Annotated in this window: 31 protein-coding genes; 18 read left to right on the top strand and 13 right to left on the bottom strand. The window is 37.4% G+C overall.

Annotated elements, in window-relative coordinates:
- Positions 1-8: 8 nt before the first annotated feature.
- Positions 9-1,868 carry an ABC-F family ATP-binding cassette domain-containing protein gene (locus tag ACJG85_RS07010; protein ID WP_412463675.1) on the bottom strand — a complete coding sequence of 620 codons (1,860 nt, stop codon included), beginning with the start codon at positions 1,866-1,868 and terminating at the stop codon, positions 9-11.
- A 159-nt stretch (positions 1,869-2,027) separates the two neighbouring features.
- Here ACJG85_RS07010 and ACJG85_RS07015 point away from each other — a divergent pair, with 159 nt between their 5' ends.
- The 3 genes from ACJG85_RS07015 (at position 2,028) to ACJG85_RS07025 (ending at position 6,101) form a co-directional block, all read left to right on the top strand.
- A complete protein-coding gene (locus tag ACJG85_RS07015) occupies positions 2,028-3,452 on the top strand; it encodes a hypothetical protein (protein WP_412475998.1) in 1,425 nt (474 codons plus the stop codon).
- An 11-nt stretch (positions 3,453-3,463) separates the two neighbouring features.
- Positions 3,464-4,630, top strand: a complete 1,167-nt coding sequence (locus ACJG85_RS07020; RefSeq protein ID WP_412475999.1) for a glycosyltransferase family 2 protein — start codon at positions 3,464-3,466, stop codon at positions 4,628-4,630.
- A gap of 142 nt (positions 4,631-4,772) precedes the next feature.
- Positions 4,773-6,101, top strand: a complete 1,329-nt coding sequence (locus ACJG85_RS07025) for a dihydrolipoamide acetyltransferase family protein (protein WP_412476000.1) — start codon at positions 4,773-4,775, stop codon at positions 6,099-6,101.
- 15 nt (positions 6,102-6,116) lie between these two features.
- Here the strand turns inward: ACJG85_RS07025 and ACJG85_RS07030 are convergent, their stop codons facing one another.
- On the bottom strand, positions 6,117-6,611 hold the full coding sequence (locus ACJG85_RS07030; protein ID WP_412476001.1) for a hypothetical protein: 495 nt from the start codon (positions 6,609-6,611) through the stop codon (positions 6,117-6,119).
- A 254-nt stretch (positions 6,612-6,865) separates the two neighbouring features.
- Between ACJG85_RS07030 and ACJG85_RS07035 the strand changes: the two genes are divergently transcribed.
- The 10 genes from ACJG85_RS07035 (at position 6,866) to ACJG85_RS07080 (ending at position 12,681) form a co-directional block, all read left to right on the top strand.
- A complete protein-coding gene (locus ACJG85_RS07035; RefSeq protein WP_409677553.1) occupies positions 6,866-7,201 on the top strand; it encodes a helix-turn-helix domain-containing protein in 336 nt (111 codons plus the stop codon).
- A 125-nt stretch (positions 7,202-7,326) separates the two neighbouring features.
- Positions 7,327-8,097 carry an exonuclease domain-containing protein gene (locus tag ACJG85_RS07040; RefSeq protein WP_409677551.1) on the top strand — a complete coding sequence of 257 codons (771 nt, stop codon included), beginning with the start codon at positions 7,327-7,329 and terminating at the stop codon, positions 8,095-8,097.
- A gap of 72 nt (positions 8,098-8,169) precedes the next feature.
- Positions 8,170-8,781, top strand: a complete 612-nt coding sequence (locus ACJG85_RS07045; RefSeq protein WP_412476002.1) for a fumarylacetoacetate hydrolase family protein — start codon at positions 8,170-8,172, stop codon at positions 8,779-8,781.
- Complete coding sequence (locus tag ACJG85_RS07050) at positions 8,781-9,125, top strand: Hpt domain-containing protein (protein WP_409677547.1); 345 nt, start codon at positions 8,781-8,783, stop codon at positions 9,123-9,125. Before ACJG85_RS07045 ends, ACJG85_RS07050 begins: the two co-directional genes overlap by 1 nt.
- A 219-nt stretch (positions 9,126-9,344) precedes the next feature.
- Positions 9,345-10,592, top strand: coding sequence for a CinA family nicotinamide mononucleotide deamidase-related protein (locus ACJG85_RS07055; RefSeq protein ID WP_409677545.1), 1,248 nt, complete (start codon positions 9,345-9,347; stop codon positions 10,590-10,592).
- A 167-nt stretch (positions 10,593-10,759) separates the two neighbouring features.
- On the top strand, positions 10,760-10,996 hold the full coding sequence (gene rpmB / locus ACJG85_RS07060; protein ID WP_131475925.1) for a 50S ribosomal protein L28: 237 nt from the start codon (positions 10,760-10,762) through the stop codon (positions 10,994-10,996).
- Positions 10,997-11,022: 26 nt separating this feature from the next.
- On the top strand, positions 11,023-11,205 hold the full coding sequence (rpmG, locus tag ACJG85_RS07065; protein ID WP_112112007.1) for a 50S ribosomal protein L33: 183 nt from the start codon (positions 11,023-11,025) through the stop codon (positions 11,203-11,205).
- 48 nt (positions 11,206-11,253) lie between these two features.
- The gene (locus ACJG85_RS07070) at positions 11,254-11,406 is read left to right on the top strand and encodes a DUF4295 domain-containing protein (protein WP_176307716.1); all 153 of its coding nucleotides are present in this window, start codon (positions 11,254-11,256) and stop codon (positions 11,404-11,406) included.
- A 133-nt stretch (positions 11,407-11,539) separates the two neighbouring features.
- Complete coding sequence (ftsY, locus tag ACJG85_RS07075; RefSeq protein WP_409677542.1) at positions 11,540-12,493, top strand: signal recognition particle-docking protein FtsY; 954 nt, start codon at positions 11,540-11,542, stop codon at positions 12,491-12,493.
- A 5-nt stretch (positions 12,494-12,498) separates the two neighbouring features.
- A complete protein-coding gene (locus ACJG85_RS07080; RefSeq protein WP_409677540.1) occupies positions 12,499-12,681 on the top strand; it encodes a hypothetical protein in 183 nt (60 codons plus the stop codon).
- A 1-nt stretch (position 12,682) separates the two neighbouring features.
- On the opposite strand, the gene ACJG85_RS07085 is transcribed toward ACJG85_RS07080, so the two are convergent.
- Complete coding sequence (locus tag ACJG85_RS07085) at positions 12,683-13,762, bottom strand: serine hydrolase domain-containing protein (RefSeq protein ID WP_412476003.1); 1,080 nt, start codon at positions 13,760-13,762, stop codon at positions 12,683-12,685.
- A gap of 125 nt (positions 13,763-13,887) precedes the next feature.
- On the opposite strand from ACJG85_RS07085, the gene ACJG85_RS07090 reads away from it, so the two are divergent.
- Together ACJG85_RS07090 and ACJG85_RS07095 are read left to right on the top strand one after the other, a co-directional pair.
- Entirely contained in the window at positions 13,888-14,325 is a 438-nt protein-coding gene (locus tag ACJG85_RS07090) for a lipocalin family protein (protein ID WP_412476004.1), read from the top strand.
- Positions 14,325-14,621: a DUF721 domain-containing protein gene (locus ACJG85_RS07095; RefSeq protein WP_290875629.1), complete on the top strand. Its 297-nt coding sequence runs from the start codon at positions 14,325-14,327 to the stop codon at positions 14,619-14,621. The genes ACJG85_RS07090 and ACJG85_RS07095 overlap by 1 nt, the downstream gene beginning before the upstream one ends.
- Here ACJG85_RS07095 and ACJG85_RS07100 read toward each other — a convergent pair.
- Entirely contained in the window at positions 14,618-15,061 is a 444-nt protein-coding gene (locus tag ACJG85_RS07100; RefSeq protein ID WP_412476005.1) for a DUF4268 domain-containing protein, read from the bottom strand. The genes ACJG85_RS07095 and ACJG85_RS07100 overlap by 4 nt on opposite strands.
- Positions 15,062-15,127: 66 nt before the next feature.
- Here ACJG85_RS07100 and ACJG85_RS07105 point away from each other — a divergent pair, with 66 nt between their 5' ends.
- Both ACJG85_RS07105 and ACJG85_RS07110 read left to right on the top strand, forming a co-directional pair.
- Complete coding sequence (locus tag ACJG85_RS07105) at positions 15,128-15,766, top strand: NUDIX hydrolase (protein ID WP_412476006.1); 639 nt, start codon at positions 15,128-15,130, stop codon at positions 15,764-15,766.
- Between the two features lie 65 nt (positions 15,767-15,831).
- Positions 15,832-16,665, top strand: coding sequence for a lysophospholipid acyltransferase family protein (locus tag ACJG85_RS07110; RefSeq protein ID WP_409677530.1), 834 nt, complete (start codon positions 15,832-15,834; stop codon positions 16,663-16,665).
- Between the two features lie 134 nt (positions 16,666-16,799).
- Here the strand turns inward: ACJG85_RS07110 and ACJG85_RS07115 are convergent, their stop codons facing one another.
- Genes ACJG85_RS07115 through ACJG85_RS07125 form a run of 3 tightly spaced genes read right to left on the bottom strand, consistent with a single transcriptional unit; the run spans position 16,800 to position 18,795 of the window.
- Positions 16,800-17,654: a TraB/GumN family protein gene (locus ACJG85_RS07115; protein ID WP_412476007.1), complete on the bottom strand. Its 855-nt coding sequence runs from the start codon at positions 17,652-17,654 to the stop codon at positions 16,800-16,802.
- A 2-nt stretch (positions 17,655-17,656) separates the two neighbouring features.
- Complete coding sequence (locus tag ACJG85_RS07120) at positions 17,657-18,295, bottom strand: hypothetical protein (RefSeq protein ID WP_412476008.1); 639 nt, start codon at positions 18,293-18,295, stop codon at positions 17,657-17,659.
- 5 nt (positions 18,296-18,300) lie between these two features.
- Positions 18,301-18,795: an RNA polymerase sigma factor gene (locus ACJG85_RS07125; protein ID WP_409677524.1), complete on the bottom strand. Its 495-nt coding sequence runs from the start codon at positions 18,793-18,795 to the stop codon at positions 18,301-18,303.
- 117 nt (positions 18,796-18,912) lie between these two features.
- On the opposite strand from ACJG85_RS07125, the gene ACJG85_RS07130 reads away from it, so the two are divergent.
- On the top strand, positions 18,913-19,743 hold the full coding sequence (locus ACJG85_RS07130) for a CvfB family protein (RefSeq protein WP_412463684.1): 831 nt from the start codon (positions 18,913-18,915) through the stop codon (positions 19,741-19,743).
- 2 nt (positions 19,744-19,745) lie between these two features.
- Here the strand turns inward: ACJG85_RS07130 and ACJG85_RS07135 are convergent, their stop codons facing one another.
- From ACJG85_RS07135 to murB, 6 genes are all read right to left on the bottom strand, one after another.
- On the bottom strand, positions 19,746-20,963 hold the full coding sequence (locus tag ACJG85_RS07135) for a serine hydrolase domain-containing protein (protein ID WP_409677520.1): 1,218 nt from the start codon (positions 20,961-20,963) through the stop codon (positions 19,746-19,748).
- Between the two features lie 124 nt (positions 20,964-21,087).
- Positions 21,088-21,912: an energy transducer TonB gene (locus ACJG85_RS07140; protein WP_409677518.1), complete on the bottom strand. Its 825-nt coding sequence runs from the start codon at positions 21,910-21,912 to the stop codon at positions 21,088-21,090.
- A gap of 161 nt (positions 21,913-22,073) precedes the next feature.
- Positions 22,074-22,625, bottom strand: coding sequence for an RNA polymerase sigma factor (locus tag ACJG85_RS07145; RefSeq protein ID WP_409677517.1), 552 nt, complete (start codon positions 22,623-22,625; stop codon positions 22,074-22,076).
- Entirely contained in the window at positions 22,616-23,722 is a 1,107-nt protein-coding gene (locus ACJG85_RS07150; protein WP_412463685.1) for a glycosyltransferase, read from the bottom strand. Before ACJG85_RS07150 ends, ACJG85_RS07145 begins: the two co-directional genes overlap by 10 nt.
- Positions 23,723-23,799: 77 nt before the next feature.
- Positions 23,800-24,411: an FMN-binding negative transcriptional regulator gene (locus tag ACJG85_RS07155; RefSeq protein ID WP_412476009.1), complete on the bottom strand. Its 612-nt coding sequence runs from the start codon at positions 24,409-24,411 to the stop codon at positions 23,800-23,802.
- Between the two features lie 10 nt (positions 24,412-24,421).
- Positions 24,422-25,435 (bottom strand): UDP-N-acetylmuramate dehydrogenase, encoded by a 1,014-nt coding sequence (gene murB, locus ACJG85_RS07160; protein WP_412476010.1) that lies wholly within the window; start codon positions 25,433-25,435, stop codon positions 24,422-24,424.
- Between the last annotated feature and the right edge of the window lie 17 nt (positions 25,436-25,452).

Raw genomic sequence — 25,452 nt, forward strand, 5'->3', positions numbered from 1 at the left:
CTTAAAATCTATTCTTCCATTTTACTCGAAAGCTCAAACCAGCGTTCTTCTTTGGCTTCTAATTTATTGATAATCGCTTGTAATTCTTCTGCTTTTTTGGTGATGTCGGCATCGGCCACTTTGCCTTCGGCGAATAGGTTTTCGATTTGTTTTTTCTCGTATTCCAGGTCTTTGATTTCGCGCTCGATTTTGTTGAATTCCTTTTGCTCGTTAAAGTTCAAGCCCGAAGTGGTTGGATGGTTTTGTTTCCAATTGACTTTTTCTTTGGCTTCGGTTTTTTCGGGTTCGGCGCTGTCTTCGTACGCTCTGAAATCGGAATAATTCCCGGGAAAATCTTCAATTTCGCCTTCGCCTCTAAACACAAATAAGTGGTCGACAATTTTGTCCATAAAGTAACGGTCGTGCGACACTACCAACAAGCAACCCGGATAGTCCAATAGGAAACTTTCCAGTACGTTTAAGGTCACAATGTCTAAGTCGTTCGTCGGCTCATCCAGAATTAAAAAGTTCGGATTCTGAATCAAAACCGTACACAAATACAAGCGTTTTAACTCGCCGCCACTTAATTTTTCTACATAATCGTATTGTTTTTTAGCGTCGAATAAAAAGCGTTCCAACAATTGTGAGGCCGATATGATTTTGCCTTTGGTAAGCGGAATGTACTCGCCGTATTCTTTAATGATGTCGATTACTTTTTGTCCGGGTTTCGGATTGATGCCGCTTTGCGTGTAATAGCCTACTTTAATCGTTTCGCCAATAACCACTTTTCCGGCATCGGGTTGGATGGTTTTGGTTAAGATATTCAAGAAAGTCGATTTACCGGTACCGTTTTTCCCGATAATCCCGATGCGTTCACCGCGCTGAAAATCGTAACTGAAATTGTCTAAAATGACTTTGTCTTTGAACTTTTTGTAAATTTTATGTAACTCAATAATCTTGCTGCCCATGCGTTCCATGTTGATTTCGAGTTCCACTACATTTTCTTTTCTGCGGCTTTCGGCTACGGCTTTGATTTTATAAAAATCATCTTGGCGCGATTTCGATTTGGTGGTTCTGGCTTTGGGTTGGCGACGCATCCAAGCCAATTCTTTGACAAAAAGGTTTTGTGCTTTGTCAATCGTGGCGTTTTCCATAGCGATGCGCTCTTCTTTCTTTTGCAGGTAATAGGAGTAATTGCCTTTGTAGGAGTAGAGTTTGCCGTTATCCAACTCTATGATTTCGTTGCAAACGCGTTCCAAAAAGAAACGGTCGTGCGTGACCATAAATAAGGTGATGTTTTCTTTGGCGAAATAGCTTTCCAGCCATTCAATCATTTCCAAGTCCAAATGGTTCGTCGGCTCGTCTAAGATTAACAAATCCGGGCGATTGATGAGGATAATGGCTAAAGACAAACGCTTTTTTTGGCCACCGGAAAGCGATTTTACTTTCAGTTTTAAATCGTCCAATTTTAATTTGGACAAAATTTGTTTGAATTGCGTTTCAAAATCCCAAGCGTTAAAGCGATCCATTTCGTCGAAAGCCAATTGGTATTTTTCTTCGTCCTCCGGATTTTCCAAGGCTTTTTCGTAACGCTCAATTACGTGTAGAATTTCATTGTCGGAGGCAAAGATGCTTTCCTCAATCGTCAGTTCGTCTTGCAAGTTATTGTTTTGCGATAAGAAAGCCATTTTGATGCCTTTTCGGATGATGATTTGCCCGGAATCCGGTTCGTCATCGCCGTTAATCATGCGCATAATTTGGGTTTTCCCCGAACCGTTTTTGGCAATAAAAGCGATTTTTTGGTCTTTGTTAATGCCAAAAGAAATGTCTTTAAACAAGGTTCTTTCGCCAAAAGATTTGGATATGTTTTCTACGGATAAATAATTCACTTTGAAAGTTGTTAGTTGACGGTTGTCAGTTGTCGGTTGCAAAAGTAGAGTATTAATTGTTTTAGAAAATGTTAATTACTATAGTTTTCTTGTTAATAACAAACTTTTTCAATGGCAAATAATATTTTATCCATAGTTATATTTGTAAAAAATGATTAAATGGGATTAAACAGACAAGAAATAGAGGGATATCTGCAATATTGGAATAGTATACCGGGTTTATTTATAATTGAAAGTTTTGTTTTGGGAATTTATTATACTACTATAAAGGATATAATAAAGGAAACTTTTTTATCAATTTCACCATTAATTTACAACATAATTTTACCATTTTTAATTGCCTTAATTATTTTTATTTTTTGGGCATACAAGTCACATCGTTTTGGTTTGTTTAAAAAGAAAAAAATAACCATTGGTTTGTTTTTTACATGTGATGATTTTGATAAAATGGTAACGATTAAGAAAATAATTGACAAAGCTATATCAGAGATAGAAGATGAGTTTCATGATATTAGATTAAAGTTATATCCACTTAATTTTATTAAAAATAAGAAGCAGCTAGAAAATTATATTTTTAAATCTAATCATCTTATAGATACTGCAATTTTTGCCAACATTAGTTATGGGAATTGTGAGTCGGAAAATGGGACTATTGAAAAAATAAAAATTGATAGAATTGTATATTCAGGTAAGTTTGATGTAAAAGACAAACTAAAAATCTTTAAAGAAAGAATCAGTATTTCTGATGATGTATCTATCAGAAGTTTGAACATGAATTGGGAATATGTTGACTCAAATAGTTTAAACGATAAAAATAAAATAAAGCATAATTTTAAAGACGTTATTCTGTTTTATTCAGGGATATACTTAATCTACATGGGACATTTAAGTGCTTCACTTGATGTCATGAAAAAACTGAAACAGATAGAGGATAGTAAGAATGAGCCTCTGAATTTGCTTAAACGAGGAAGATTAAATGTTATTTTACTAGAGCTATTTTCATTCAATGCATTGAAATCCTATCTTGATAAAAAGAACAAAGAAGAAGCATATGAAATTTTAAAAGACTGTGAAATATTATTTAAAGGTGATCATCCATATACATTCGATCATTCTATAACTTTGGCTAGAATATCTTATGAGTTTGGTAAGCTTGATGATGCTTATTATTACACGGAAAAAGCAAATAAAATAAGAAAGAACAGCTCGGCAATATTCTGTAATAGAGGTTTTTTTGCATTGATTAATAATGATGTAGATGAGTTTGTTAGAAATTACAAAGAATTAGCTCACACATATAGGCATGAGAGTAAATTGAATTTTACGGAAATAGTTCATTTTATTCAAGTTCACAAAGCCAAATATCCAGAGAATCAAATTTTGTTTGATTTTGCAATCGCAATTTTGAACGTTTTATATGTTGATAAGGTTAGTGGATGGAAAAATTTAGTTGAGTTATTGAGACTTACAGATGGTGATGATAAGTATTCCGAACTTAATAGTTTTGTTAAAAGACTTTTGACAAAAGGCTCTTATAAGTCAAGTTATCACATGCGTGATAGGAAAAGTAAAAGAACAGCATAAATTTTTATTAGATGCAATTATCGGTCATCATCCTGAATTATAATGTGCGCTACTTTTTAGAGCAGTGTGTTTTGAGTGTGGAAAAAGCCATTCAAAACTTGGAGGCCGAAATTATAGTGGTGGATAATCATTCGTCGGACGACAGTTGCGCTATGATGCGCGCGCGTTTTCCGCATATCAAACTCATCGAAAATAAAGAAAATGTAGGTTTCCCGAAAGGCAATAACATTGCCGTCAAAGAAGCCCAAGGCGAATATATCTGTATTTTGAACCCTGACACGGTTGTTGCCGAAGATACTTTTGAAAAAATCCTAAACTCGCAACTCGTAACTCGCAACTCGCAACTTGGCATCTTAGGTTGTAAACTCATCGACGGCACCGGTAACTTTTTGCCCGAAAGCAAACGCGGTGTTCCAAAACCTTGGGTTGCTTTTACGAAGATTTTCGGCTTGTATAAATTTTTTCCAAACTCAACACTGTTTAACCAATATTACGCCCAACATTTGAGTGAGCACCAAAGTGGTGAAGTCGATATTTTGGTCGGCGCTTTTATGGTGATGAAAAGAGAGTTGTACCTTGAATTAGGCGGCTTTGACGAAGATTGTTTTATGTATGCCGACGACATTGATTTATCTTATCGCGCTTTATTGCTTGGCAAAAAGAATTACTATTTTGCCGAAACTTCGGTGATTCATTACAAAGGAGAAAGCACAGTTAAAGACGGAACTTACATGAGACGTTTCCAAGAAGCGATGCAGTTTTTCTATCAGAAGCATTATCAAGGTTCATTCTTTTTTTCAATGTTCATGAGAATCGGTATTGTTTTCTTTGCTTTGGTCAAAATGTTTCAGGGAAAAGTATCGCCCAAACCTGTGCCTGAACAGTATCTTTTAGTTTCTGATAATGAAGCTTTACGAGAAAAATTAACCGCCGTTTTGCAAAAAAGTTTGGAAAGAACCACCATGGAAAACGGGAAAATAGTAATTTCGCAAACGATTTCGAAAAATAAGCCGACAGAAGCTATTTTAGATGTTGAATATCTCGGGTTTAAAAAGGCTATGTCGTTTATAAAAGACAACAAGAATAAGTCGTTTACCTTTAAGTTAATGCCGCCGTCGAGTAATTTTATCATCGGAAGCAACAGCTGTAACGATAGAGGAGAAGTGATACAGATTTAGGAATTGAGAATTAGGATTTAGGAATTGGGATTTAGGAATTGGGATTTTTATCTAACAATTAAATATGGAATTCTAAGTAAAACCTAAATTATTTATATAATTTTGCAATCGAAACAACAAAAAACAACTTTAGATTATCAATATGGCAAAGTTTGAATTGAAATTGCCCAAAATGGGAGAAAGTGTTGCAGAGGCAACGATTACCAACTGGTTGAAAAATGTAGGTGACAGCATTAGCGCTGACGAAGCGGTTTTGGAGATTGCCACCGACAAAGTAGACAGTGAAGTGCCAAGTGAAGTTTCCGGTGTTTTAACCGAGGTTTTATTTCAGGTGAATGATGTGGTGAAAGTTGGGCAAACCATTGCTATTATTGAAACCGAAGGCGGTTCCGTTGCGGCTGCTCCGGTTGCAGAAACAGTTGCTGCTCCGGTTGCAGACTCGAGCGTTAGCGAACAGGCGAAGCAATTGGCTAAAACAGTCGAGGTAGCTGTGGCTACAGCAGCTCCGGCCGATTTTAAAGCATCGGATAAATTCTTCTCGCCATTGGTGAAAAATATCGCTGCTGCTGAAGGCGTTTCGGTGGCCGAATTAGAAACCATTGCAGGTTCCGGGAAAGACGGTCGCGTAACCAAAGACGATATTCTAAATTACGTTAAAAATAGAGGAAGTCAACCAGCAGCTGCACAACAACCGGTAGCCCAACCCGCAACCCGCAACTCGCAACCCACAGCTCCGATCGCTACGCCGGTTTCAGTTAACGGTGGTGATGAGATTGTGGAAATGGATAGAATGCGCAAGTTGATTTCGGGCTATATGGTGGCTTCGGTACAAACTTCGGCACACGTACAATCGTTTATAGAAGTCGATGTAACCAACATTGTAAAATGGAGAGATCGCGTTAAAAATGCTTTCGAAAAGAGAGAAGGCGAGAAGCTAACTTTCACGCCAATCTTTATGGAAGCGGTAGCCAAAGCGTTAAAAGACTTCCCTGGGATGAACATTTCTGTAGATGGTGAGTTTATCATTAAAAGAAAAAATATCAACTTAGGAATGGCAGCTGCCTTACCTAACGGAAACTTGATTGTTCCGGTAATTAAAAATGCAGATCAACTCAATTTGGTAGGCATGGCCAAAGCTGTAAACGATTTGGGTAACCGCGCCAAAGCCGGAAAATTAAAACCGGACGATACCCAAGGCGGTACTTATACAGTAACGAATGTAGGTACTTTTGGTTCAGTATTCGGAACGCCAATCATCAACCAACCGCAAGTAGGTATTTTAGCCTTAGGTGCGATCAGAAAAGTACCTGCGGTAATCGAAACACCGGAAGGTGACTTTATCGGTATTCGTCAAAAAATGTTCTTGTCGCACTCTTATGATCACCGAGTAGTGGATGGTGCGCTTGGCGGCAGTTTTGTAAAACGAGTAGCCGAATACTTAGAAGCTTTTGATGTGAATAGAGAATATTAAAATTTAAAACCCCAACTATCCGGTTGGGGTTTTTGTTTGTGGTGTTTTTAAACTGTCTTTCTCTGTATCACGAGGGTTTTCTTTGTTTTCATCTTTTATGATGATTAGTGTTTTTTCTTTAAATCGGTATTCTCCTTTTTTAAAGATTTCGGATTCTGAGGTTACAATTTCATAACTGTAAACCCCTTTTGGTAAATCATAAAAACATTCTTTACTGTCTTTTTGAATCACCAATTCTTTTTTTATTTCTTCGCCATCATCGGTTTGTTTGGTCATGATTAAAGTAATTTTGTCGTTCATTTTGTTCTTAATGCAAACACTTTCAACTGTTATTGGATTGGGATGGGTTTTGGAAGCGCTTAAAATAGTGATTAAACCACCAACCAAAATTTCTCCACCCTTAACAATGGCTGTTAAGTCGGATTGTGCTGTTGCCAATAACGGAAACAGCATAATGGTCAGAACCGTTTGGTTTCGGTAAGACATACTACGTTTTTCAATGGGATTCATAAGCTAAGGTTTTGAGATTACGTAGTGTTTTTTTGCCTGTTTTTGATATTTAAAATTCAACAGGTTAAAGTTGTCAATCCATTCAAAAACTTTCAAAAAGAAGTCTTATTAAATTCAACACAGTTATTATATTTTTCTGGCAAATTGAATTTCTTCAGAAAAAAATAACGCGATAATTCACATAATAAAGTTTTAAAAATCACGTTATTAGTAAGTGATTCAACTAATATGAACTGTTTTATGATTGAGCCAGAATGACCACCGGAATCAAGATTCGCCGCATTAGAGAACAAAAAAGATGGTCTCAGGAAGAATTGGCTCATCACGTTGGGGTAAGTCAGGTTACCATTGGCAATTGGGAGCAGGGCAAGAGTATTAAGCACGAATACTTACAAGCTTTGGCTCAGGCTTTGGAAGTTTCTGTCGGTTTTTTGTTGGAAGAGGAACAACAAGTTAGTATAACCAAAATGAGTATGAACCAATCCCAAAGCGGAGAGTTCGAAATTACCATCAAGGCTTCCCCGCGTATTTTAGAGGATTGGCATCGCAAAATAGATTTTTTGATGAATAAATTCGATTTGCCAAAATAATCCGGTGGGTTGAAGATCAGGCTGAATTTAGCACTAAAAAAATTATCCACAAATCATAAATCTTTATTAAGATATCGACAAACGGTAAAGTCATTATTTTATCTTTGTTCACTCAAATACAAATAATGGAATTAAAACTCACCCGACCGATTTGCTTCTTCGATTTAGAAACTACCGGAATCGATGTTGCCAAAGACAGAATCGTCGAAATCTCAATATTTAAGGTTTATCCCAACGGCAATAAAGAAAGCAAAACCTGGTTGGTCAATCCCACCATTCCCATTCCGCCACAAGCCACTGCGGTTCACGGTATTTCTAATGAGAAAGTGGCTAACGAGCCAACATTCAAAGAATTATCAGGACAAATTCACAACATGATTAAGGATTCGGATTTGGCCGGATTCAATTCCGATCGTTTTGATATTCCGCTATTGGCCGAAGAATTGTTGCGAGCTGAAGTCGATTTCGATATGAAAAACAGAGTATCAGTAGATGTGCAAACCATCTTCCACAAAAAAGAAGAGCGAACTTTGAGTGCTGCCTACAAGTTTTACTGCAATCAAAGTTTAGAAAATGCCCATAGCGCCGAAGCCGATACCATGGCCACTTACGAAATCCTAAAAGCGCAATTGGATCGATATACCGATTTGGAAAACGATATGAAAGCTTTATCGGAATTTACTACGCGAAAAAAATCGGTTGACTTTGCCGGTTTTATTGCGTTAAACGACAAAGGGCAAGAAATTTTTACTTTCGGTAAACACAAAGGGGCTTTGGTAGAAGACGTGTTTGACAAAGAACCCGGTTATTTCGGTTGGATTCAGAATGCCGAATTCCCCCTCTACACCAAAAAAGTGCTAACCGGAATCAAGTTAAGAAAGTTAAATACTAAATAGTTGTAAGTGTTAAGTTGTAGGTTCTGTTTTAGTAACTTACAACTTAGAACTTAGAACTTACAACCAACGAATATGAAAATCATCTGTATAGGAAGAAATTACGCTAACCATATCGCGGAGCTGCAAAATGAGCGTCCGGAGGAACCCGTTATTTTTTTAAAGCCGGATTCGGCCGTTTTGCCGGACAAAGCACCGTTTGTAATTCCGGATTTCAGCTCCGATATTCACCACGAAATCGAAATCATTGTCAAGATTAACAAATTAGGCAAATACATCGACCCGAAATTTGCCCATAAGTATTATGACGAAATCGGATTAGGCATCGATTTCACCGCTCGTGATGTCCAAAATAAGCTCAAAGAAAAAGGTTTGCCATGGGAAAAAGCCAAGGCTTTTGACGGTTCAGCGATTATTGGTGACTTTCTACCGAAAAATGAGTTTAGTTCCATAGAAAATATTACATTTGAATTAACCAACAACGGTCAAACCGTTCAAAAAGGAAATACTGCCAATATGCTCTGGAAAATTGACGAAATCATTGCTTATGTTTCTCAGTTTTTTACCCTCAAAAAAGGCGATATTATCTTTACCGGAACTCCGGAAGGCGTGGCTAAAGTATCACCAAATGATCTTTTAGAAGGTTTTTTAGAAAATAAAAAAGTATTAAGATTACAAATAAAATAATGGCAATTAATTACAACTTAGCAAAAGTATATGCGCTTTCAGACAATGATCCTGAATTCGTAATGCAAATCATCTCATTGTTCGTTAATGAAGTTCCTGATGACTTAAAATTTGTGGAGCAGGGTATCAAGGAAAAAAATCATAAATTGGCTTATTCCTATGCCCACAAAATCAAACCTTCACTCGATTTGTTAGGAATGACAGTAGCGCATCAGGAAATTTTAGAAGTAGAAGCTTGGACCAAAAGAGAAGGCAAACGCAAAGAAATCAACGATACTTTTGAAAGTATTAAAAGCCAAATCGAAAAGGCAGTAAAAGAAATCAAAAAAGATTTCGAAGTGTAATAAAATCAGAAGCGAATGACTCGGGAATTATCGGAAATGGTAATTCCCGCTTTTCGTTATATCTTACTTTCCGTGAGGATGCCACCACAAATGCTAAGCATTCATCGAACACAAATAACAAATATTAGCTTTGTGAGGTAATCGGGGCTAATTAGCCATCCATTAGTCTACTTTTCAGCAAAATTAACTCAGTTACTTAGCCACTCAGTCACTTAAAAAATGAAAGCAACCATAGTTACCATAGGCGACGAAATTTTAATCGGACAAATTGTCGATACCAATTCGGGTTATATTGCCAAAGCGTTAGATAAAATTGGTGTTCAAACCCATGAAATGCTCTCCATATCAGACGATAAAAAGCACATATTGGAAACTTTCGGACGCCTTCAAAATCAAGTTGATTTGGTAATCATTACCGGCGGTCTTGGGCCAACTAAAGACGACATCACTAAAAAAACCTTCTGCGATTATTTTGAAGATGAGTTGGTAGAAGATCAAGTAGTTTTGGCACATGTCACCCAAATTATCGAAGGTTTCTACAAGCGCCCGATTAATCAGTTAAACAAAGAACAAGCTTTAGTGCCTTCTAAATGCGAAGTGCTTTTCAACAAAATGGGAACGGCTCCCGGCATGTGGATGAAGAAAGACAACACCGTTTTCATTTCTTTGCCCGGTGTACCTTATGAAATGAAGTATTTAATAGACCATGAAATTGTGCCCAAATTGGTCAAAGAATACCAAAGACCATATATAGTACACAAAACCATATTGACTTACGGTCAAGGTGAAAGTATGGTGGCGGAACGCATTGAAACTTGGGAAAATAATTTGCCGCATTTTATCAAGTTGGCTTACCTTCCTGCACCGGGCAGAGTACGCTTACGCTTAACCGCTAGAGGAGAAAATAAAGAAGTTTTGGAGAAATCAGTACAAGAAAATGTAGTTTCTTTAGCGGAGATAATAGGCGATATCATTGTAGGCTTTGATGAAGACGAAACGATAGAAGTAGTGGTGGGAAGATTATTGGCTGCCAGTGGAAAAACACTTGCCACAGCCGAAAGTTGTACCGGTGGTAAGATAGCACAAATGATTACTTCGGTTGCCGGTGCCTCGGGATATTTTAAAGGCAGTATAGTTTCCTATTCCAATGAAGCTAAGATTGACATACTTGGTGTTGAGGCTGATCTTATTGCCCAACATGATGTGGTTAGTGCTGAAGTTGCTGTAGCCATGGCTACTAATGTCAAACGATTGTTGCAAACCGATTATGCTTTGGCAACCACCGGAAATGCAGGGCCAACCTCAGAACCCGGAAAGGCAGAAGTTGGGATGGTTTTTATAGCGCTGGCTACTCCGGATAAGGTCTTGGTATCTGAGTTTAATTTTGGTCAGCCTCGAGAAAAAGTTATCGATCGAGCCGTCAATAAAGCTTTGGAAATGTTGCAACAAGCTATTTTAGGAAAATAAGCTTACTTGTTTTGAAACCTGATTATTAATCAAATAAGTGGCTACTTTTTAGGCTTTTAAATGCAAATGAAAAAAAAGAAAAAAATCTGCCGTATTTTTTTTGTTACAATGATTTATTTTCTGTAAGTTTGCACCCTGATTTTGAATAACGATAAAAGAAAAGCATAATGTCAAGAGTTTGTGACCTTACAGGTAAAAAAGCGATGGTAGGAAATAACGTTTCTCACGCTATGAACAAAACTAAGAGAAAATTTTCTGTTAACTTAGTTAAAAAACGTTTCTATCTTGCAGAAGAAGACAGATGGATTACGTTAAGAGTAGCTGCGTCTACAATTAAAACAATCAACAAAAACGGATTGGCTGCAGTATTAAAAGATGCTAAAGCTAACGGATTTATTAAATAATCTGTAATCCTTAAAAATAAAGTAAGATGGCAAAGAAAGGTAATAGAATCCAAGTAATTTTAGAGTGTACTGAGCACAAAGCAACAGGTCTTCCTGGAACTTCTCGTTACATCACCAAGAAAAATAAAAAAAATACTCCGGACAGGTTAGAGATTAAAAAATTTAATCCAATCTTAAAGAGAATGACTGTTCATAAAGAAATTAAATAATTTAGAAGTTTTTACTCGATAGAAATTTCAAATAAAACATTATAAGTCATGGCAAAGAAAACCGTTGCAACGTTACAAACAGCATCAAAAAGATTAACCAAAGCTATCAAAATGGTTAAATCTCCTAAAACAGGTGCTTACACTTTCCAAGAGGCAATTATGACTCCGGAAGAAGTGGATAGTTTCTTAAACAAGAAATAATTTTTCAAACTCTACATAACAAAGCTACTTTCACTCGGAAGTAGCTTTTTTATTTTTATATTTGCTACGCCGGACCGGTTCTTTCGAACAGAACTCCGGTAACAAACAAAATTCGAATTTACAATCCGATACAATGAGTTTTTTCAAAAGAATATTTTCCTCAGAAAAAAAAGAGACTTTAGATAAAGGTCTGGAACAAACCAAAACTTCCTTTTTTTCCAAACTAACCAAAGCTGTAGCCGGAAAGTCTAAAGTAGATGATGAAGTTCTTGACAACTTAGAAGAAGTCTTGGTTTCCTCAGATGTAGGCGTTAATACTACCTTAAAAATTATCGAGCGGATAGAAGCTCGAGTGGCTCAAGACAAATATTTGGGTACAGACGAGCTCAATAAAATTTTGCGAGAAGAAATAGCAGCCTTACTCTCCGAAACCCAATCGGGTGAAGAAACCGAATTTACAGTGCCGGCCCATAAAAAACCTTATGTTATTATGGTCGTTGGTGTAAATGGTGTAGGTAAAACAACTACTATCGGTAAATTGGCCAATCAGTTTAAAAAAGCCGGTTATAAAGTAGTATTGGGTGCGGCAGATACTTTCCGTGCAGCCGCTATTGATCAGTTACAAGTTTGGGCTGACAGAGTAGGCGTGCCATTAGTCAAACAACAAATGGGGAGCGATCCGGCTTCGGTTGCTTTTGATACGTTGCAAAGTGCCGTAACTCAAAATGCCGATGTAGTGATTATTGATACTGCAGGGCGTTTGCACAATAAGGTCAATTTAATGAACGAGTTGACCAAAGTGAAGCGCGTGATGCAAAAAGTGGTAGAAGAAGCACCTCACGATGTTTTATTGGTGTTGGACGGTTCTACCGGTCAAAATGCCTTTGAGCAAGCCAAACAGTTTACGGCGGCTACAGAAGTGTCTTGTTTAGCTGTAACTAAATTAGATGGTACAGCCAAAGGCGGTGTGGTCATTGGTATCTCAGACCAATTCCAAATCCCTGTAAAATATATCGGAGTTGGTGAAGGTATCGAAGACTTACAAGTTTTTAATAAATATGAATTCGTAGATTCGTTTTTTAAATAAACTATATGAGCAAAATTCTATCTTTTTTCAAAGATTCATCCCCAATAAAACTTATCGGAATCAGCATCTTGATTGTTGTATTGAGTTATTTTATTGAAAAGCCTTTGCCTAATATCTTTATGGGCTTGAGATTGATTGCTTTTGTACTTTTTGTTTACGGTGGTATGCGATTAATCAATCGCAAATAAACTATTGGTATAAATCATTTATTTTGTCCCACAACTCATTGTCAAAACCGGACAAAGCAAAAGTTGGATTTTCCGGATTGGCTACTTCGCCCATTCTGATGATCACCATTTTCATACTCGGAACAACGTATATTTTTTGATCGTTTTTGCCCAAGGCAGCATACATATCGCTAGGCGCATTCGGAATTAAGGTTCCGTTAAATTGTAACTGAAGTCCGGGTAAGCGATAAGTGTTTTTGCCGTTTAACCACCATAAATAACCATACGCTTGGTTTAAATTTTGTGAGGTTGTTGTGGCTTGATTAAAGTAGGCACTACTCACTATGGTTGTCCCATCCCATTTCCCTTGATTTAATGACAATAGTCCGAAACGAGCCATATTTCGAGTTGTACTCCAATATACGCTTAAACCGTCGCTATTGATCCATGCACCACCGGTCATTCCGATGCGATCTCTGAGTTTGGTATTGAAATAGCTGGTCCAGGTTTGTCCGCTCGCTTGCGCTACCAAATCTTGTAATTTCACATAAACATTATGGTAAGCCCAACGGGTTCCTGCATCGGCTACATATTGTAAGTTGGCCGGAGAAACGTCATCTCCTAAGGCATCATTCAAACCCGAAGTCATACAGAGTAAGTTTTTACAAGTGATGAGGTTTTCTTTAGCCAAAGGTGCACTAGTCCAACCGGTGCCTAAATAATCTGAAACTTTATTGTTGATGTTGAGAAGTCCTTCTTCTTGAGCTATTCCGGTCACTGTTGCGGTTAACGTTTTTCCGGCACTGGCCCAATACCATGGCGTTGTAGCAGTATGACCGTTGAAATAATTTTCCATTACTATACGACCATTGACCAAAATCATAAACGATTTGGTGTTTTTCAATTCCAAATAATCCAATAAAGGCTGTACTGCGTTTTGATTCCAATTCAAACCGGCTACCGATTTGCTTTCCCAAGTATTGCTGCCGTCACTTGGCGGAAAATACATGGTTTCAGCAATCGGTTCGTCATCTCCACCGGAATCTGAACTACAACTAAATGACAAAAATGAAATGAGCAAAAGAAGGTACAAGTTTTTCATGGTAGTAAAATTTTTCAGTAGGACTATAAATGTATAAAATAGTTTAATGTTGATAATATTAATTTTGATTTTGTTCGCTTTTGAGCAGTAATGGATTAAATTTGTGTTTCAATAAATGTCTTCCAATGATGAAATACAATCTTGTTTTAGCCTTAGCCTTTTTGTTTTTCTCCTGCCAATCGGAGGTAAAGAAAGAAGATTTGACCAAACTCAATGGGTATTGGGAAATCAAAGAAGTGGAGTTTAATAATGGTGAAACTAAGGCGTATAAAGTAAATGAAACCATAGATTACATTGAACTTAAATCAGATAAGGGAGGGCAGTCGCTAAGTGGTTTTCGTCAAAAAGTGATGCCGCAATTTGATGGTACTTTTAAAACCAATGGTATCCGTGAAAACCTGAAAGTTTTTGCCGTAGATAAGGTTTACTTTTTTGAATGCAAAACAGATTACGGCAAATGGAACGAAGAAATTATCTCAATTGAAGATTCGACTTTAGTGATTAAAAATAAACAAGACATCATTTATACTTATAAAAAGTTCAAACCTTTCTCTTTAAAGTAATGGCCAAAAGACTCAGTAACGAAAGTTCTATAGGAGACGTTTTAAAAGCTTTTATCGAAACCAACAAGCTGCAAGCCGGTATGGATAAAATTGACGTACAACAAGCTTGGAAAAACCTCATGGGTAATGGCGTAAACAGCTATACCAAAGAAGTGGTTTTAAAAGGTACTACTCTTTATGTTGCCTTAACTTCTGCAGTGTTGAGAGAAGAATTAAGCTATGGCAAGCAAAAAATCATCAAGATGATTAATGAAGAGCTGGGGAAAGAAGTTGTCAAAGATGTGATTCTTCGTTAGGTATTCATCTCTAAATCTTTGATATAGTCTTCAAACTCATAAAAGAACAGTTCAAACTTGGTCATGGTTTCGCTGAAGAATTCAAAAATTTCCGGCCAGTATTTTCGGTTGTTCAAACTAACATTCAGTTTTTCAATCCAAATTCTGCTAATCACTTTGCCGTTATCCAAATAAAAGTTACGCTCTAAAATAGCTTCCGGAAGATAGTCTTCGAGCAGTATGGTTTTGAGGGATTCAATTTTTTCATAATAAATTTTTCTTTTTTCCTCGTCTTTGGGCTCGATATCCAGAAGTACTTGAGCTTTCTTGTTGTCGATATAAAATTTAAAAGTAACGTCTTTAATCTTAGTGTCATACAACAACCATTTGCGCGGATAAGCCTCGGCAAAGGCAGTCCAAAATTCTTTTTTTATTTGTTGAGCTTCTTCTTTGCTATACATTTTGTGAGGATAAAAGTGGGATGCTTTCTTTTTTTAAGGTAACTTTATATTTCTAAACCGGTCAAAATGCACTTTGAAGAGTTTTTAAAATATACGCCAAAAATACAAAATGCCGAGCTACCGGCAACAAACGCTCATGTAAAAATGGCACCTTCCAATCGTATGGATTTGCTCAAAGCGATAGATTTCACCAAAGTGGTTCCAAAACGAGCCGCCGTTATGATGTTGTTTTATCCCAAAGCCTCACAAACTCATTTGGCTCTTATCCTTCGTAATAGTTATAATGGCGTTCATTCATCTCAAATTGCATTTCCAGGGGGAAAGGTTGAAGAAGATGATACCAGTTTGAGTCATACAGCCTTGCGAGAAACTCACGAAGAAATTGGGATTCATCCGCAACACATTAATTTGGTTCGTTCGTTTACGGAGGTTTATATACCGCCCAGTAACTTTATGGTTTATCCGTTCATGGGTTATGCGGTCCAAGAGCTCGATTTTGTGCTGCAACAAGAAGAAGTAGCGGGTTTGGTTGAGTTTCCTTTTGCCGATTTTATGAATGATAACATCATCGTGAATAGCGTTATGAAGACTTCTTATGCCGGTAATATTGAAGTTCCCGGATTTCAGGTGAACGAACATTTTGTTTGGGGTGCCACAGCCATGATGTTGAGTGAACTGAAAGACACCCTTAAATTGGTTTTATAAGTTTAAGTTTTTTAGATTTGCAACCCGTTCGAATTTTTGTCTGGAACGGAGTAAAAAAAGAAATTATGGGATTATTGAAAAGAAATCCTTTTGGTCATATACTTTTTATAAAAAAATGGTTGATTCGCATTTTCGGAGTTTTAACACACCGAAGATACCGAGGTTTCAACGAATTGCACATTGAAGGTTCGGAAATTATCAAAGCATTACCCGATACAAATGTACTTTTTATTTCCAATCATCAAACCTATTTTGCCGATGTAGTGGCCATGTTTCATGTATTTAATGCCAGCCTTTCCGGTCGGGTAGATAACATCAAGAACGTTGGTTATTTGTGGCAACCCAAAATGAATATTTACTATGTAGCCGCCAGCGAAACCATGAGAGCCGGTTTATTACCCCGAATTTTGGCTTATGTAGGCGCTATCACTGTAGAGCGTACTTGGCGCTGCGGAGGAAAAGACGTTACTGAAAAGCGAGAGATTAATCCCAACGATACCGAAAACATTCGCATAGCTTTGGAGGACGGCTGGGTGATTACTTTTCCACAAGGAACTACCAAATCTTTCAAACCGGTTCGCAAAGGAACAGCTCACATTATCAAACAACATAAACCTATTGTAGTTCCGATAGTGATTGATGGTTTCCGACGATCGTTTGATAAAAAAGGTTTACGGGTTAAAAAGAAAAACATACTACAATCTTTCATCATCAAAGAGCCTTTGGTAATTGATTATGAAAATGAAACCATTGAACAAATTGTAGAGAAAGTAGAATATGCCATTGAGCAACATCCTTCTTTCCTAAAAGTTATTCCGGCCGAAGAATTGGCCGAACAAGAACGCTTGAACCAATTGCGCAAGTGGCAAGTAGAAAAAGACAGTAAAAAAGAAGTTTAGTGAAGTCCCGTTTGTTGCGGGATTTTTATTTCTTTTCAGGACTACAACCTCGAGTAAAGTCAGTCTCAAAAGCTAAAAAAAAAAGGATAAGTTAGTATTGGCTTATCCCTTTTAACTTATCTCTTTTTCGTAACTTAATATACCGCTTCTACCGTAAAACCGGCTTTGCGTAACAAAGCAATGACACCATCTTTTCCCCCTAAGTGAGCGGCGCCTACACCAAAGAAGGTTGGCTTGTTAGTTGCTATGGTAGTCATTCGGCTAATCCAGTTTTGGTTTCTTTTTTTTAGCAATACATCGCTGTATTTTGAAGTCATTACATTGGCTGATTTTTCAGTAAAACTAATCATGGCTTCTACATTCTCACTTTTGTATAATGTCATCATTTCCGCTAATTCTGCTTTATCACGTTGCATGTTGTCTTTGGCAGTAATCACCAATTCGTTCATTTGTTCTTGGTACGGAATGGCATCAAAAACCGCTAATTGCTCGCCAACGGTTTCCAATCCGATAACATCCTCGTTTTGCGCTTTGGCAATTTTAATCAACTCCGCTTCCACCGATTGCATTTCACATCCCAACATTTTAGGATAGAGCATGGCCGTTATCATAAACGGTTTTACGGTATTTAACATTTCGGCAGAGAACCCAACATTGGTCGTTAAAAAAGCGTCAACAGCTTTAAAATCCTCAGGTTTTGCCAAAGACTTCATGGTCACTCCGTTCTTCATCATCATATTACTCATCATTTCTCCTTGCATGGCCGGATCGTCCATATCAAGTTCTAAACAAAGTTGTTGGGTTTTGTCTAAGGCTGTTTTCACTTTATCTGTTAAAGTAGCATCGCAAGTAATGTGAATTGTTCCAAAAAGATAAGACGATTCTTTGAGTCCGTTACCCGAGATTTTCCATAATAATGTGTTCTCGTTTTTTTGCCCGAAAGCAACTCCCATAAACAGGGAACATAACAATAAGAAGATTTTTTTCATGGTTATAAGTCTATTTTTTTTAGTTCCTTGTAATTGGCATTGAGTTTTCTGAGTAGTGTACCATAAATTAATCGGTAGAACAACCAAAAGAAACCAACAAATATTACAATAGTAAAGATGACCAAACAAATGGTTAATGATAGGGTTTTATAATTGTCTTCGTGCTCAATTTTGTATATCAGCAATTCTGTTTTTGGGTTGTAAATGAAGGCAATCACAAAACCTAAGATGATGCTGACGAAAATCATAAACAAATTATACCATACATAATTTTGAACGGTTTTTCGAGCTCGAATAATGTCTTGCATCAACTGTTTGGTTGAGGTTATAGTTGATATACGAGCATAGTTTCTGTAGAAATTATAGATGAACCATAATATAACAGCATAATTCACATAGGTTAATACTTTTAAGAAAACCGCAAAATTTTCAGCATGTAAGCTGGCTATCATATCATCAGTATTGAATGATAAATTAACCAATGCGCCCAAACCGAACTCAATTAGGCTAATCACCAATATCCATTTTACAATAGATGACGACTTCCTATGCAGCATTTTGTAAATTTCCGATTCCGAGACTTGTTCAAATGTATGGGTATCTTTTTGCCAAGCTTTTTTTAATAAATCCAACTCTTCCATAATCCTTAAGGATTTAATATCTTTTTTAATTTTCCTTTAATTCTGTTCATTTTAACTCGGGCATTAACTTCACTAATCCCCAATGTTTCCGATATCTCGGTATAATCTTTATCTTCCAGATACAAAAACACTAAGGCTTTTTCAATATCGTTCAATTGCTGTACAGCTTGGTACATCAGTTTGATTTGCTCCTCTTCTTCGTGATTGTAATCTTCTTGAGATAAAAAATGTTTCTGACCTTCGTAAGTCACTGTTGCTACAGTTCGGGTGCTTTTACGGTAAAGGGTAATAGCCGTGTTCAAAGCTACTCTGTAAGCCCAAGTGGAGAACTTTGATTCTCCTCTAAACTTGGGAAAGGCTTTCCATAATTGTATAGTGATTTCTTGAAACAAATCATTATGCGCCTCTTCACCATTGGTGTACAACCGACATATCTTGTGAATGATATTCTGGTTTTCTTTAAGTTGCTTTACAAATGATTTCTCTAAATCGTCACTCATAGCCCGTTAGTAGTGTAAGCCTAAGTTTTGTTACACTTCGTAAAGCTACATTTTTTATGATTGCGGTTCAAGTTTTTAATTTGCCTATCTTTGCACGGTAAATTACAACCCTTTAAAATGGAAATAGGTCACTATAATACATTAACTATAGCGCGAGAAACTAAAGTCGGTCTTTTTCTAACCGATGGCAAAACAGATGTACTTTTGCCGTTAAAGTACGTTCCAAAAACTTATGCCATAGGCGATGAAATCGTTGTTTTTGTTTATCTCGATCAAGAAGAAAGACCGGTGGCAACAACTTTAGAGCCGTATATTTTATTGGATGAATTTGGTTTGTTGCGAGTGAATTTTGTCAACCAATTTGGTGCTTTTCTGGATTGGGGTTTGGAAAAGGACATTTTTGTGCCTTTCAGAGAGCAAGCTCGACCTATGGAAAAAGGCAAACGCTATCTAGTTTATGCTTACATGGATAAAAAAACCAATCGTATAGTTGCGTCCAGTAAAACCAATCAGTTCCTGAACAACGATAATTTAACAGTAACCGTAGGAGATGAAGTGGATTTGATTATTTCTCATATTACTGAGGTTGGCATCAACGTAATCATCAACGACCAACATAAAGGCTTGCTTTACAAAGATGAAGTATACGACGATATTAAACCCGGTGATCGTTTGATAGGTTATATCAAAAACATCCGACCGGACCATAAAATTGATGTTACGCTGCAAAAATTCGGCTACGGCAAAGTGGAACCCAATGCCGAAAAGATTCTGAATGAACTACGTGCGGGAAGAGGTTTCCTTCGTTTAAACGACAACAGTCATCCGGAAGACATCAAAACCGTTTTGAAGATGAGTAAGAAGACCTTCAAAAAAGCTATTGGCGCATTGTATAAAGACAAGCAAATCGAAATTAAAGAAGACGGGATTTACTTGGTAAAAGAATAGTATTATTCTCCTGTGTAAGGCAATTCCGGCACTAAACTCGGTTCCGGTTTTTTCTTTAAAAAGAATTCATTGGCCATACGCAAGGTTTCGTAAGGGCGATTCGAGTATTTATTTCCCAAACAAATAATGGTGATGGTATCTTTTTTAATCGGTACGAAAGATGTATTGTTGCCATGCCACCAACCATTGTGGTAAATCAGTTTTTCTCCGTTAGCCAAATAGCGCATACGCATTCCTAAACCATAATCTTTTATAGGTTTGGCTACATTGCCGGCGCTGTAACCGGTGTAAGCTTCTTGCAATAGTTCGGGTTTGATAAAATCGGGTGAATAAGTTGCCAAATCAAATTTCACCAAATCTCTCGGAGTAGAGTAGATGTTTTTATCGCCATACAAACGGTCGTATTGGTCCCATGGAAAAATATTGTTGCCGCGATAGGACTTGCAAACAGTGTCCCTATCGGTATCGTAATTAAAAACAAAAGTATTTTTCATGCCCAATGGTTTAAAAATCAATTCCTGCATGGCATCACGATAATTTAAACCGGTAGCTTTTTCAATAATTAAGGCTAAAATTACATAATTGGTGTTGCAATAATCAAATCGGGTATTGTCGTTAAACACCAATCTGAATTTATGTTTCGCCAATAGTTCATAAATATCTTGGTTGGAAAGTATTTTTTTGCGATTCCAACTTTTTTTCAATAGTCCGGGAAAGTTAGAATAATGCGGTAAACCGCTGCGGTGGTTCAGCAAAGTTCTGATGGTAGTATTTTTATAGGGAAATCGCGGAAGCCAATCAGTTACCTTTTGGTCTAACATGATATTGTCTTCCTGAACCAATTTTAAAATGGCCGTGGCAGTCAATATTTTGCTCACTGAGGCTAAATGAATGGCAGTGTTGGCATCGACTTTTTTCCCGGTCTTGATATTGGATAATCCTTTGTAATCTTCATAAAGAATACGACCGTTTTTGGCCACTAAAAAACTACCACTGTAAAAAGGTGAGTTGATAAACCTGTTGTAAAACGAATCGATTTTAGGTTTTTTTTCGAGTATATACGCTTCCGAAACGCTTCCGAATTTCACCGGGAACGGAATCGTTATCAATGTGCTGTCACTTATTGCTTCACTATCGGTAATATCAATGCGACTTCCGACCACCGGACCGGAAAAGTACAACAAGGAATAGAGGAAAAAGCCGACTAACGAAAACTTCATGGTTTCAAAATGATTGCAATAATACCAATATTTAATCGAAATTAAAATCTTTTATTAGCCAATAGTTGTTAAAAATGTTCAGGATATTCCAACAAAAAACCGCCTCATGGGCGGCTTTAAGGAATTAGATTTTAACCTTAATCGGTAGCATATAGAGCGTTCGAACCGGTTTGTCGTTTTGGTATCCCGGTTCCCATTTGGTTTTGAGCGATTTCAAAACACGAATGGCTTCTCTCTCTAAATTTTTATCGGTGCTTCTCAACGCGCGAATATCTGTCATGCTACCGTCTTTTTCAATTACAAAAGCAACTATCACACTCATGCTGATTTCGCTGTCTTCTTCTATTTCAGGGCGATTGATGTTATTGCTCACATATTTGTAAAAACGATCCATACCACCGGGAAACAAAGGTAGTTTATCGAGTTTGTTAGTGGTAACCGGTTCGCCTTTGCCCGCAACATTTCCCTCGTCCTCACCGTTGTCATTACCGCCACCATTGTTTCCAACATCTGTCAGCGTTCCGGTTCCATTGCCATCGTTGGCCGGTGGTGTATCGCGAATTTCTTGATTGGTAGGAACATCCGGTGTTGCTTGATGGGTTTCGGTTACTACCATGCGAGACAAGTCTTGTGGTTTAACCTCGTTAATTTCTTGTGGTGCAGCAGCAGAACTTTCCGATTTTTCAGTTTCCTTAATCGGATCCATATCTATCGGAATAATGCGTTCATTCTCAATGACAGGAAATTGACAAACTACTGAAGTGTCGTCAAATGATGTCAGCAATAACCCGCCGCCAATTAAGGATAGCATAAAAGTGATACCGCCGATAAAAGCTATCAAAGAGGTTTTGGTGTTTTCCTGACGCAATTGGTAGGCGCCATAGGCTTTGTTTTTGCCTTCAAAAACCAGATCTATCCAGTTTTTTTCATAAATACTAACGTGTGACATAATGAATTGTTTTGAGTTAAGTATCTATGTTACATAAGCAGTGAATTTAATGTTATAACGCAAGAAATGTTAAAATAGTATAAAAACTTTTAACTATTTTCTTATAAGATAACAAATTCTCTGAAAAGGTTGGGAAGCGATGCTGATTTTTAAATAGAAAGTTATTTTTTACTTTCTATGATTTCAGCCAATAGTTTTTTAGCGCGAAGCAATTTGATTTTTACATTGCTTAAAGGTTCATTCAGTTGCTCTGAGATTTCCTGATAACTCATTTCCTGAAAGTAACGCAATTGAATCACTTCTTGGTAGTGTGGTTTCAATTCTTTGATGAATTGGAGTAGACGGGATAGGTTTTGCTCGGTAATCAATTCATCTTCTGCTGAAGGCGAACTGTCAGCTACATTGTACGCTTGTTGGTCTTCTTCGTCGGTTATCTCCACAAATACGGTCGACTTTTTCTTGCGCAACATGTCGATATGTACGTTTTTAGCAATGGCAATCAACCAAGTGTTGAACTGGAACTCCGGATTGTAAGTCGCAATTTTGTCAAAAGCCTTCGAGAAAGTTTCTATGGTAATGTCTTCCGAATCGGTTTCATTCTCGGTTCGCTTGAGCATAAAACCATACACTTCGTTCCAATAATGGTCGAGTAAAAAGGTAAAGGCCACTTGGTCTCCTTTTTTTGCTTTTTCTATGTACTTTTTTATTTCCAATGTACCGGTTTAGAAAACATATTGGTGATAAACACATTCAGTTGGGTAAAAATCAAAACAATTTCTATGATGGGAAACCAATACATCACATCTTTTTCTTTGAGTTTACCTGCTGCAAAACCTAAGGTTAGCCATGCAAATAAATAACGGAAACCAATAATACTTACTACTGCAATCCATTGGTATTGAAACGCCAATAAGACTATTGGCAATAAAAGAAACAGCAACTGCGATAAGTAAAACAACCCTAACTGATTGCGATCAAACAATTTGTAATGTTTGGCGGTCGATACATGACGACGTTTTTGGGTAAACCAATCTTTAAAGCTGGTTTTTGGGGTAGAATAGGTAAAACTGTCCGGTACGTAACAAATGGTAGTGTTGTCGCCATTAGCCGCTTGGTTAATGAACAAATCATCATCGCCGGAACGGATTTTCATGTGATCCATAAAACCGCGTACCTTGAAAAATTCTTCACGTTTGTAAGCCATGTTACGACCAATTCCCATATAAGGTTTACCGATTTTAGCCCAAGAAAAATATTGTGTAGCAGTTAGCAAGGTTTCAAATCGAATGATTTTGTTTAGGAATGAGTTGCTGATTTTCTCATAAGCGCCATAGCCCAAAACGATATTCTTTTGTTGGGTAAATTGCGCACTCATTGCGGTAATCCAGTCTTTGGAAGTCGGATAACAATCAGCATCGGTAAACAATAAGTATTCGTATTTAGCGGCTTTGATACCTAAGGTTAAAGCAAATTTTTTGTTGCCCCAAAACGCTTCGTTATTTTCCACTTTAACCAACTTGATGTTCGGGTATTGCTTTTCGAATTCTTCAAAGATTTCCAAAGTGTTATCACTCGAAGCATCGTCAATCAATACAATCTCGAAAGTATGGTAGTTTTGTTCGGCCAAAAGCGGCACAAACTTTTTGACGTTTTCTTCTTCGTTTTTGGCGCAAACAATAACAGAAATCGGCACTCTTTTCGGGTTTACAGTTTGCGGTTTGGCAAATGAAAATTTACCGAATACCACTATGTAATACAAAAATTGAATAACAACGACGGCAATGAATACACAGAAAACGGATAATAACATAGCGTTTTATATCTTTTAAAAAGGACTGCAAATGTAGGTATTCTGCAACCAATAATCAAACGAATTTTAACAAATTCCTATCGGTTGTTTTTCATGGCTTCTGCAATAGCAATAGCTTGATTTTCCTTGGTTTTTTCGAGCGCTTCGATGATGTTTTTGTAGTTTTTGTAATCCCGATTTTGAGAAAGTTTCTTTTGGGCTTCGATGCTTGTGATTTCAATTTCAAAGGCTACTATACCGCGCGCCTCTCGCATTGTTTTTTCGGATAAATTTTCCACTCGAACCGGATTTTCCGATTGGGCTTCGTATTTGTCAACTAATTTTTTTAGAAAGTGCAAACCTTCTTCATGATTGTAAACACGAACCTTACCGTAAACGTGTACAGCCAAATAATTCCAGGTCGGCACATTTTCATGATCGTACCAAGAAGAAGAAATATAAGCATGAGCGCCTGAAAATATGGCTAATACTTCTTCATTGTCATTAAAACTTGAGGCTTGCGGATTGGCTTTAGAAATATGTCCGGTTAAGATGAGTTTACCGTCTTCACGGGTTTCTAACAACAATGGCGTGTGCGTGGCCCACAATTTTCCCTGCGTTTGATTCACCAAAATTGCAAAACCGTTTTGATGGATGAAGTGTTCAATTTCATCGCGATTTTCGTTTTTGTAAAGTTCGGGAATATACATGGCAATCGGTTTAAATTACATTGACTTCCGCTTCTATGGCTATACTGTATTTGTCGAAAACCGCTTGCTGTACTTCGCGAGAAAGAGCCAAAATATCCTGACCGGTAGCCGAACCGTAATTCACCAAAACTAAAGCTTGATTTTTGTGTACGCCGGCATCGCCTTTGCGAAACCCTTTATAACCGGCTTGTTCAATCAGCCATCCTGCCGGAACTTTGACTTCGGTTGGAGAAACTTCGAAGAATTTAATCTCCGGAAATTGTGCTTGCACTTTTTCAAAATGACTTCTCGAAATGACCGGATTTTTAAAGAAACTACCGCTGTTGCCCAATACTTTCGGATCGGGTAATTTGCTTTGTCGAATGGCAATCACAGCATTGGAAATATCTTTCAGTGTCGGAACAGTCACGTTTTGCAATGCTAATTCTTTAGTAATATCGCCATAAGAAGTGTTGAGGTTATGGTTGCGTTTGGTGAGTTTAAAAACCACCGAAGTAATGATGTATTGGTCTTTGGCTTCTTGCTTGAAAATGCTTTCTCGGTAACCAAAACGACAGTCTTCTTTGCTGAAAGTCCGCAGGGTTTGATCGTCGATTTTCATGGCGTCACAAGAGACAAAAGTGTCTTTAATTTCGGTACCATATGCGCCAATGTTTTGTACCGGTGTAGTACCAACATTGCCCGGAATAAGTGACATATTTTCCAATCCGCCAAAGTTTTGGTCAATAGTCCAAAGTACAAACTCGTGCCAATTTTCTCCGGCCATACTTTCTATCCATACAAAGTCGTCGTCGTCTTTTAGTATTCTTTTTCCTTTCAAATCGATATGGATTACCAAGGCATCGATGTCTTGGGTTAGCAGCATATTACTGCCGCCGCCTAAAATGAATTTTTTTTCGGCCGCATGTTCAGCCAAAACGGTTTTTAAATCTTCCAACGAATGAACAGCCACAAAGCTTTTGGCTTTGGCTTCTATGCCGAAAGTATTAAATGATTTTAAAGAGAAATTGGATTGAATTTGCATGTGATGGGAAAAGATAA

Origin of the sequence: Flavobacterium mekongense (assembly GCF_047038255.1) — a bacterium.
Classification (GTDB): Bacteria; Bacteroidota; Bacteroidia; order Flavobacteriales; family Flavobacteriaceae; genus Flavobacterium; species Flavobacterium mekongense.